Below are 10,600 nucleotides of genomic sequence, written 5' to 3' on the forward strand. Positions count from 1 at the left end.
AAAAAAACCGATCCAATCGCAAAAATGACGATGAAACTTTAAAATTTAGTGTTCCATCCCGCGCCCGACGTACATACCCTCCCGCCCCGTGCCCACCACCGCCATTCTTGCCCTCGAAGACGGACGCTGCTTTTCAGGAATTTCCTACGGAGCCAGCGGAACTACCACTGGAGAAATCTGTTTCAATACCTCGATGACAGGTTACCAGGAGGTTATCACTGATCCCTCATACCGCGGCCAGATCGTCGCAATGACCTACCCGATGATCGGGAATTACGGGATCAACCCAGAAGATAACGAATCCTCCGGTCCGCACATCCGCGCATTTGTCATCGGAGAACTCTGTGACATCCCATCAAACTGGCGCTCACGTGAAAGTCTGTCCGATTATTTGGAACGCCACGACATTCTCGGAATCCAAGGGATCGACACCCGTGCTCTGACCAAACATTTGCGCTCTCTCGGTGCGATGCGAGCCTGTGTCACCACCGAGCTTTCCGAGGAAGAAGCCATCGAAGCTGCGAAAAATTCCGCTCAAATGGAAGGTTCGGACTTTGTAAAGGAAGTCACAACAAAGGAAGCCTACTCATGGGAAGAAGAATCCCGCGCGTGGACACTGCCAAACGTCTCACTCGGCCAGAGCGAAGTTTACACCGAGCTCCCGGAAGCAAAACACAAGGTGATCGCTCTCGATCTTGGGTTGAAATACAATCAGCTCCGCATGCTGCGCCAGGCCGGCTTCGAAGTAGAAGTAGTCCCAGCCACCACTTCCGCAGCAGAGATCCTGGCGAAAAATCCAGATGGACTTTTCCTCACCAACGGTCCCGGTGATCCGGCGGCGCTCGGCTATATCCATGCGGAAATCAAAGAGCTGATTACCAAACTACCTACCTTCGGCATCTGCCTGGGCAACCAGCTTCTCGCCCACGCCTACGGCGGGAAAACCTTCAAACTGAAATTCGGTCACCGTGGCGGAAACCAGCCGGTGAAAGATCTCCGCAGCGGAAAAATTTCCATCACTTCCCAGAACCACGGTTTTGCTGTGGATCCCGATTCTCTTCCGGATGATGTGGAAGTCACCCACGTGAACTTGAACGACGGAACCGTCGAGGGCATGCGCCACAAGACTCTTCCGGTTTTCTCCGTGCAATATCACCCGGAGGCAGCTCCGGGACCGAACGACGCATCCTACTTTTTCACGGAATTCGCCGAACTCATCGAATCGACGAAGAAAAACCGCGGATAATCGCGTTCCCGTTCCGAAAGACGCCGTTCCCGCCTTTGATTCCTGCTCCTTCGGTAAACCCTGAAGGATCGGGATCAACCCGGGGGATCTGGCCCGCATCGATTTGACCAATCATTCTATTTATCCGTGAAAAAATTGCTCCAAGAGGGCGATTTGAAAGCATCTCCAATCTCATGAACACAGTAATCACAGGCCTCCAATGGGGCGACGAAGGAAAAGGCAAGATCGTTGACTATCTCACCGAATCCGCGGATGTCGTCATCCGCGGCCAAGGCGGCAACAACGCCGGCCATACAGTTATTGCAAAAGGCATCAAATACGTCCTGCACCTTCTTCCTTCCGGCATTCTTTGGGACGACAAGGTCAACGTCATCGGAAACGGTGTTGTTGTAGACCCCATCGGCCTTTGCGTGGAAATCGAAAGAATCGAAGGGCAAGGCATCGTGATCTGCCCGAAAAAGCTTTTGATTTCAGACCGTGCTCACGTGGTATTACCTTTTCACAAAGAACTTGATGCAGCCCGCGAGCTAGCCCTTGGGGACCAAAAGATCGGCACGACAAAACGTGGCATTGGCCCGGCTTATGCCGATAAAATCAACCGCTGTGGCCTCCGTATGGCGGATCTCTTGGATCGTCCCTTCGCGGAAGCACAGATCACGCGCCGTGTATCCGAGGTGAATGAGATTTTGGAAAAATTCGATCTTCCGACGTTCACCGCCGAAGCGGTTATCGAAGAGACCTACGCAGCTTTCGAACGCCTGCGCCCGCATATTTCCAATACGATTCCAGTGCTCCACAAGGCCTGGAAGGAGAAGCAGAATTTGCTTTTCGAAGGCGCTCAGGGAACTTTGCTGGATATCGATTTCGGCACCTATCCGTTTGTCACATCCTCGAACACCACGGCAGGTGGCTCCACGACTGGCACCGGACTGCCACCGACGGCTATTGAGTCTGTCATCGGTGTCTGCAAAGCCTACACGACCCGGGTGGGCTCCGGACCTTTCCCGACTGGTGACGAGGGACTTTCCCAATACCTTCACGATCTGGGACGTGAGTTCGGCGCGACAACAGGGCGTGCCCGCGGCTGTGGCTGGCTGGACACCGTTTTACTCCGTTTTGCCTGTATGGTGAATGGCGTCACCGGACTTGCCGTCACCAATGTCGATGGACTTGATGAGTATGATGAGCTGAAGATCTGTGTCGCCTATGACATCGACGGCCAGCGCCACGAGCTTCCACCTGCGGATCGCTCTTTCTGGGATAGAGCCAAGCCGATTTATGAGACCCTTCCAGGCTGGAAAAAGGATACCACCGCATGCACGGAATACGCACAGCTCCCGGAGAACGCAAAAGCCTATCTCCAGCGTCTTTCCGAGCTCTGTGACGCACCTATCGCATTCGTCGGCGTGGGTCCTGACCGGAAGCAGACTCTGGCAATCTAAAGAAGGCGGTTCGCTGCCCGCATCCAGGAAATTCTGTGCAACACATCGCAATCATTATGGACGGCAACGGCCGTTGGGCAAAGCAGCGCGGCCTCCCTCGCGCCGAGGGTCATCGTGCCGGGGCTGAATCCGTGCGGGAAGTAATGGATGCATGCAAGGAGCTGGATATCAAATATCTCACACTTTACGCCTTCTCGTCGGAGAACTGGAATCGCCCGGAGGCGGAAATTGATGCATTGATGACATTATTGGACCATTTTCTCGATGAAAAAGCCGAGGAACTGGACAAGCAAAACGTGCGCCTGCAAGCAATCGGTCAAATCGACCGCTTGCCGGCTGCCACCAGGGAACGGCTGACAAGGATTCAGGAACACACCAGAAATAATGATTCCATGACTCTTGTTCTGGCTCTCTCCTACGGGGCCCGCGAAGAGATCACTGCGGCTGCCCGCTCCATCGTGCAAGCAGCTATCGCCGGGGAAATTGATCCCGCGGAGATTACTTGCGAGCTTTTTGCACGACATCTTTACACGGCGGATATTCCAGATCCCGATCTCCTTATCCGCACTTCCGGAGAGATGCGGGTTTCCAATTTTTTGCTATGGCAGATCTCCTATTCGGAAATGATCATCGTGAAGAAAATGTGGCCGGACTTCCGCCAAGGAGACCTATTCGCGGCCGTGGAAGAGTATAAAACCCGCCATCGGCGCTTCGGCGCCTTGTAATAAAACGCAAATATTCTGGGCGGCCAGGACCCGATTCCGGAATTACCTTCGCCCTCATGGAGGAAAATTACGCTCCTGCAGAAACGCTTACCGGTCTTTCCCCCTCCGTCGCAACCAACCATCTCATCTTTAGTGGAAAAGCTGTGAAAGCAAATTCAATACTCAGGCGTAAAAAATGGGGTAATGCCAACAATTTTCAAATTTGCCGCGCCTCTCGCGTTTGTCTCCGCGCTCCTCGCCAATGAGGATACACGCGTTGAGTTTGAAACCTTTTTGGAAAACAATTGCTACGAATGCCATGACGATCTTGATACGGAAGCGGATCTGGATCTCATGAATCTGGAGTTCGATCCCACGAGCAAAGAAAACAAGGCCACTTGGGAACGGGTATTCCGAAAAGTTCATTCCGGAGACATGCCACCTGGCAAACGCCGTAAACCTGACAAGACAGAACTCGAGGACTTCCTGGGCAAGCTCCGGGAACCGCTTCTCGAAAGCGATCTGGCGGATATCCTGGAGAACGGCAGGGTGAGAAGCCGTCGGCTGACCCGGGAAGAATATCAATACAGTCTGCAGGACATTCTCGCCATCGACATTCCACTTATCGACCTTCTTACCGCAGACGCGGAAGAGGGATTTACGACCACTGCGGCCAGCCAACAGCTCAGCAGCTTCCACCTCAGCAGTTATATGGACGCCGCCGATTTAGCGCTTGAGGAGGCTTTTAGCCGGGCTATTGGCGACGACCACGCATTCAAGCAATGGTTCGGCAGAAAAGCGCTTACCCAAGGGATCGAGCGGGCGAATTATCGCGGCCCGCAGCGGACCAAGACAGGGATCGTTTCCTGGCCTATCGGCATCCAGTTCGGCGGCCGGATGATGGCGACCAAAGTTCCGGAGGCTGGCTGGTATGATGTCACCGTTCATAATGTCAGAGGCATCAATTGTGGGGAAGACGGTGCCGTCTGGGCCGTCCTTAACTCCACTTCGGGGAACTCGGATGATCCGATCCAGCATAGAGTGGGCCTCGTGGAAGCAACTCCCGAAGCAAGGGACCTGACCTTCCGCGCATGGATCAAAAAAGATTACGGAATGCTGTTGATCCCGGCGGAAGGCGATCAGAAACGCTTATCCACTTTCAACCGGAAACCCGGTTACGAAAGTTATTCAGGCCGCGATCTGGCAAAAGAAGGCTTCAATGGCGTTGCTTTCACAGGAATTTCGGTCAACCGAGTCCAACAAAACGGGACACGCGACGAAGTGCTCTCAAAAATTGCCCCGGGGCTCTCCGTCCAGGAATTGGTCGATGGCCCGGAAACCCCGGAGAAGCATCTGGAACGCTTGATCGGCGATTTCGCCCGCCGAACCTTCCGCCAGCCAACATCCCCGGACGTTCTGGAGCCGTATGTGAAAATCTCCCTGGGCGCTTATGAGGAAGGAAACACCTTCTCGGATTCCCTGCGCCGCGGCTATCAGGCGATCCTCTGTTCCCCTTATTTTCTGACATTCGTGGAAGAGCCGGGAATGTTGGACGACCACGCCATCGCAGCGAGATTGAGTTACCTTCTCTGGAAATCGGTTCCAGACGGAGAGCTCTCATCCCTGGCTGATGAAGGACGGCTGAGCGATCCGGCAGTGCTTTCCTCCCAGGTCGACCGGATGCTGGCGGACGAAAAATCGGGTCGCTTCATTGCATCCTTCACAGACCAATGGCTGGAGCTTCGCGATATCAATGCCACCCAGCCGGATCCAAGACGATTCAGGATCTTTGATCCGGTGTTGCAAGACTCCATGGTCGAGGAAACCCGTCTGTTTTTCCGGGAACTCGTCATGCGGGACCTGAGTGTGGAAAACTTTTTGGAGTCGGACTTCACCTTCGCAAACACCCGCTTGGCAAGGCACTACGGAATTGCTTTTGAGAAGCTCAAGTCCGGCCAAGGCATCCAGAAGATCGCGCTTGATAAAGACTCGCGCTCCGGCTTGTTAACGCAGGGAGCGATCATGAAAGTTACAGCAGATGGTTCGGTGAGCTCTCCGGTTCTCCGTGGGGTTTTCGTAAACGAGCGTATACTCGGGCATCACATCGATCCGCCTCCACCGAATACGCCTGCAATCGAGCCAGACACCCGCGGGGCCGTTTCCATCCGCGACCAGCTCGAAAAACACAAAAGCAGCAGTTCCTGTGCTTCCTGCCACGTAAAGATCGATCCAGCTGGCTTTGCCCTCGAGGAGTTCGATCCCGTGGGCCAGCTGCGCGATTTTTATGGAAGAGTCAACGAATCGGCCAAAGTTGATTCCAGTGGCATCACTCCAGATGGCGAAGAGTTTTCCAACTATCATGAATGGAAGGAAATCCAACTCTCGAAGCCTGAACATCTGGCCAGGGCCTTCGCATCCCAGATCACGACCTATGCGACAGGTGCGGACATTCGCTTCAGCGATGACGAAATTCTGAATAAGATTACCGCCCAATCGCGTAAGAATAACTATGGCATTCGCACGATCATAAAAGAGATGATCACCAGTCCTCTGTTTCTCAGAAAATAAATCTTCTGCCTTTTCACCATTCCAGCCAATCAAAGAGATGTATATTTCCACGAAAAAGACACTTTCCCGCCGCACTGTTCTGAAACAGGCCGGCATCGCCCTTTGTCTTCCGATGCTGGACGCCATGGTCCCCGCGTTCGGTGCAAGCGCACCGGTCAGCCCTCGGCGTTTCGTCGGTGTTTCACTCTCATTGGGACTACACGGTCCATATCTTGTGCCGGAAGAAAAGGGGCGTAGCTACACACCATCCCCCTACCTCACCGACCTCCAGGATATCCGCGAGGAATTCACCGTCATTTCCGGCACTTCACACCCGGGGGTAAATGGCGGGCATACGGCGGAGGCATCCATTTATTCTGCCTGCCCATTGAACCGAGGCGCCGTGGACAGGAACACCATTTCCATTGATCAGCTCATGGCGAAACACTTGGGCCACGAGACCCGTTTCCCATCGCTGGTGTTGAACACCGCACAGACCCGCTCTCCATCCTATACGGAAAACGGTGCGATGATCCCTGCCATCAACGATGCCCGTAAGCTTTTCGCCCAGCTCTTCATGGAAGACTCCGAGGATGAGAAAAGACGACAGGTGGAAATCAACTCACAAGGACAATCCATCCTCGATATTGTCCGCAACGAGACCAAATCCCTTGAGCGCAAGCTAGGTGCCGGAGATCGCCAGAAGCTTGATGAATGGCTCAGCTCCGTGCGTGATCTGGAAATCCGTCTCGAAGTCAATGAAGCATGGCTGAATCGCCCCAAGCCGCGCATCACCGAGCTCCCTGAACTTGCCGATAACAATAGCGCCCCCGACCAAATGCGAGCCATGCTTGATGTCGTGGCACTTTCTCTGCGGACTGATTCCACCCGCTTTGTTACCCTCCACTGCACCGGCAACAACACCCGCTCCATCGACGGAGTGGAGGAAAATTATCATAGCCTTTCCCATCACGGCAAAGATCCTGAAAAGCTGGAGCAATTGGCTATCGTGGAAAAACAAAACATCGATACCTGGGGTGGTTTCCTACGAGAGCTGAAGAAGCACAATCTTTTGCAGGATACCATGTCCATCATGACTTCCAATCTTGGGAACGCATCCTCCCACGATAACAAAAACATGCCTGTGCTTTTCGCGGGTGGCGGCTTCAAGCACGGCCATCACCTGGCCTTCTCACAGACTGATAACTATCCCCTGCCCAATCTCTATCTGAGCATGCTGCAAAACCTTGGTTTGGAACACGACAGGTTCGCCACTTCCACCAGCACGATGAGCGGCATATAAAAATCTAGTCGATCCCACCGGGTCTTGCGTAGGCTACCACATGTTGCATGATGGATTCCAGCACGGCCACAGGTAGGAAAATTCACATTGCCATCCTTTCAGGGATGCAATGGGCACAGGGACGGAATCTTGTCCGGGGAGCTCTACGCTATTGCCAGTCTAGCGATGAAGCCATCCAGCTGGATCTCTTGGCGGGTGTAGCCAATCCCACCGTTTCCCAACTAAGTAATTACGACGGGATGCTTACCGACCGGACGGAGCCGGGACTCGGGAAAATAGCCGATACGATCCCTGTGCTTACGGTCAGCGCTTCCCATAAAAGCCCCCATCTGCAGCATATTCTCTCGGAAGAGCGGGAAAGCGGACGAATCGCCGCAACGACGCTGCATGATCTCCGGCCCTCTAGCTATGCGATCTTCGCCGATCCACGGCTGCTGGATAACCTGGCGCCAGCCGCAATCAAAGACCGGGTGGAAGGCTTTCAGGAAGAATTGCTCAAGCTGGGAGTGGAAAAAAATCAGATTCGCCCCTTTACGGGATCAGCTTCCAGCCGCCTCACAGAATTTCTACAGACTCTGCCCAAACCCACGGCGATTTTCGCCCCATCCGATACCTTTGCCCTGGAAATCATCCAGACCTGCCACTTGCTTGAGATTCAAATTCCTCAGGAAGCCGCGGTTCTCAGTGTTGGCAATGATCGGCTGATCTGCTCTCTCTGCCAGCCTCCGCTCTCCAGTATTGACATGCGGACGGAGGAAATCGGCTATCATGCGCTTGAGACATTGTCCCGAAAAATCCGGGAACGCGATCCAGTGCCGTGGCCGCACAAAACATTGGTGCCGTTCCCCGATCTCCGGGAATCGACAGGGCATCTATCATCCCCTAACCCCACACTGCAGTCAGCCTTGGAAGCGATTCGGAGTTCGCCCGATCAATCCCAGCTCACAGCCGCCCAGGTCGCCAGGATTGCCGGGACGAATCTACGCAGTCTCGAGAAGCTCTTTCAGCAACACCTTCATACCACTATCCGGCAAAAAATGTTGGAAATCCGGTTGGAGAAAGTAAAACGCCTCCTCCGCACCACAGACCTTTCAGTGGACGAAATCTGCGAGCGGCTGGGCTGGGAGGCCTCCGCGCTCCATCATATTTTCAAGCGCAAACAGGGACAGACAGCCACCGGCTACCGGAAATCACTCATCTCCCCATCCGGGAATGCGTTGTTGCCGAAGGTTAAAACCGAGACTTTGGTCGTCGGTTTCATTTCCCCCCTCGCAGACGAGACCGGGCACGATATGCTCAGAGGTGCCCAGGATTTTATCAGAGAGAATCCAGACATTCGTCTCACTCTCCTATTCAGATCCAGATTCCCGGGACACGCACAGAGCAGCACCCAGCTGACGGGTGGGGAATCCATCTCCCGCCACGATGGATTTATCGCAACTCCCCAGGCAGACGTTCCAGCGGAAATTCTTGGGAAGAAACCGTTGGTTTATTTTGAGCATGAGCGCGAGCACCCGCTCAACTGGTCGGTTCACATCGATAACCGCGCTGTTGGCGAGATTGCGGCAAATCATTTTCTCCACAAAGGCTACAGGCATTTCGCCTATTGCGATTACGCTAAGGAACCCTCTCCACATGATGGGGGCTATATCGCGGACTCCCGTTCCGGGGATCGATTCGGCGGATTCCGTGATGAACTTTTGGTCTCCGGGATACCTGCCTCCAATATATCCCGAGGCACCTGGATAGACGATCAAGGCCTTGTCACCTGGCTGAAAACTCTTCCCAAGCCTTGCGGAATCTTCGCATTCAACGACGCACTTGGCCTCCACTTGATGAGATGCTGCGAGCTGGCAAGCTTACGAATCCCCCAGGATCTCGCCATACTGGGCACAGATAATTCCGAGTTCTATTGCAATACCGCGACTCCGAATCTGAGCAGCATCGATATCGGTTTCCGCCGTGCCGGATACCGGATTATCGAATACCTGGTAAAAATCATCCGTGCGGAACCCGATTACCCGCAGGCTCCGCTCCGTATTCCCGTCCGTCATGTTGTGGAACGGGAATCTACACGGGGAGCGGCGACCGACGACGCCGCCATTAATGCTGCGCTCAGCTTCATCAGACTCCGGCATAATGGTGAAATATCGATTCCACAAATCGTCAAGGTTTCGGGAATCAGCCGGCGGAGCTTGGAGAACCGTTTCAAATCTATTCTGAACCGATCAATTTTAGATGAGATCCAACGAGCCAGACTCGATACGGCGGCAAACCTGCTCACGAGCACAAACCTTTCGATTAACGAAATTGCGGCCTTGAGCGGCTTCAAACATACCCGGCACTTCTGTCATCTTTTCAAATCACAAGCCGGTTGCTCCGCGTCGCAATTCAGGAAGCGACATTTTGGCTAATCGAAGGAGTTTATTGCGCTCTGAATGAATTTTTATTCGTTAATTAGCATTTCTTTTCATTTTCCATCGTGGTATTTTGTCAACAATTCCTAGCGAAATTAAAAAACCTATAGTTATAACATGAAATTAACCAAAAAAATACTTGGAACCACTGGCATCATTAGTCTCATGAGTTTTCTGCCAGCGGGTCAATCCATGGCCGCCGCTACGATTACCGCGACAGGCCTGAACTTCCGCCCGACAAGCCAGTCTGTTCCGGATGGACTATATCCCAATCAGGGAACTTCTACCCAAGGTGGAACGAATACCGGCTTGCTAAGGTTTGCCTCCGGTCCAGGGACGGGAACAACAGCACCTGCCGGCAACAACGATCTGGGTAGCTACAATTTTGTTTGGTCCGGCCTAGACATTGACGGGGTTGGCGGAACCAACGACTATATTAATTTTACGATTTCTGTGACTGCCACTGGTGGCAGTGGAACGGTGAGATTTGACGGACAAGGATTAGGAGTAACCGGAGGAATCAATTCCGGCCTGCAATCTGGAGAGACGCTTTCGTTTACTCTTACTAGTGTATCCAGCAATGTTGGGAGTGTGACCTCGTTTGGTTTCACAGGTGCCGGCTACGGAACTTCCGCGAGCACGGCTTCGGGCCCGACTACAGCTACCTCATCGGCTGATATCAACGGGGTAACCGTAACCAACGACCTTGCGGGCACCACAGAAGGATACCGCTATTTCGTCAAGGAAATCGACTTCGCATCTACCCAAACTGTTCTTTTCAACAACATCGTCCATACCTCCGGAACCGCTGATCCGACAGGTTGGGCACGCACTTTTGATCTATCTTTCACGCACGATGTAGTTCCTGAGCCAAGCACTTTTGCGCTTTGTGGTCTTGGACTTCTTGGCTTTGTGGCCCGCCGCCGCCGATAATCGCTCGT

At 53.5% G+C, this 10,600-nt stretch carries 7 protein-coding genes; all 7 read left to right on the forward strand.

Translation table 11 applies throughout. The features are described from left to right. The first annotated feature begins 88 nt into the window (after positions 1 to 88). The 7 genes from carA (at position 89) to ACFSSA_RS05725 (ending at position 10,592) form a co-directional block, all read left to right on the forward strand. On the forward strand, positions 89 to 1,246 hold the full coding sequence (gene carA, locus ACFSSA_RS05695) for a glutamine-hydrolyzing carbamoyl-phosphate synthase small subunit (RefSeq protein WP_386819144.1): 1,158 nt from the start codon (positions 89 to 91) through the stop codon (positions 1,244 to 1,246). A 173-nt stretch (positions 1,247 to 1,419) separates the two neighbouring features. Further along, a complete protein-coding gene (locus tag ACFSSA_RS05700; protein ID WP_386819148.1) occupies positions 1,420 to 2,688 on the forward strand; it encodes an adenylosuccinate synthase in 1,269 nt (422 codons plus the stop codon). Between the two features lie 35 nt (positions 2,689 to 2,723). Continuing rightward, on the forward strand, positions 2,724 to 3,413 hold the full coding sequence (locus ACFSSA_RS05705) for an isoprenyl transferase (RefSeq protein ID WP_386819150.1): 690 nt from the start codon (positions 2,724 to 2,726) through the stop codon (positions 3,411 to 3,413). A 183-nt stretch (positions 3,414 to 3,596) separates the two neighbouring features. Further along, a complete protein-coding gene (locus ACFSSA_RS05710; protein ID WP_386819152.1) occupies positions 3,597 to 5,960 on the forward strand; it encodes a DUF1592 domain-containing protein in 2,364 nt (787 codons plus the stop codon). A 28-nt stretch (positions 5,961 to 5,988) separates the two neighbouring features. Next, positions 5,989 to 7,242, forward strand: coding sequence for a DUF1552 domain-containing protein (locus ACFSSA_RS05715; protein WP_386819253.1), 1,254 nt, complete (start codon positions 5,989 to 5,991; stop codon positions 7,240 to 7,242). Between the two features lie 47 nt (positions 7,243 to 7,289). Next, on the forward strand, positions 7,290 to 9,656 hold the full coding sequence (locus ACFSSA_RS05720) for a substrate-binding domain-containing protein (protein ID WP_386819154.1): 2,367 nt from the start codon (positions 7,290 to 7,292) through the stop codon (positions 9,654 to 9,656). A gap of 120 nt (positions 9,657 to 9,776) precedes the next feature. Continuing rightward, entirely contained in the window at positions 9,777 to 10,592 is an 816-nt protein-coding gene (locus ACFSSA_RS05725; RefSeq protein WP_386819156.1) for a PEP-CTERM sorting domain-containing protein, read from the forward strand. Positions 10,593 to 10,600 lie beyond the last annotated feature (8 nt).

Source organism: Luteolibacter algae (genome assembly GCF_042683045.1).
GTDB classification, from domain to species: domain Bacteria; phylum Verrucomicrobiota; class Verrucomicrobiia; order Verrucomicrobiales; family Akkermansiaceae; genus Luteolibacter; species Luteolibacter algae.

Bases quoted from the DNA above. Each gene is read 5' to 3' on its own strand.
- ACFSSA_RS05710 (WP_386819152.1), top strand. From the start codon at position 3,597: ATGCCAACAATTTTCAAATTTGCCGCGCCTCTCGCGTTTGTCTCCGCG.
- ACFSSA_RS05725 (WP_386819156.1), top strand. From the start codon at position 9,777: ATGAAATTAACCAAAAAAATACTTGGAACCACTGGCATCATTAGTCTC.
- ACFSSA_RS05700 (WP_386819148.1), top strand. From the start codon at position 1,420: ATGAACACAGTAATCACAGGCCTCCAATGGGGCGACGAAGGAAAAGGC.
- ACFSSA_RS05720 (WP_386819154.1), top strand. From the start codon at position 7,290: ATGATGGATTCCAGCACGGCCACAGGTAGGAAAATTCACATTGCCATC.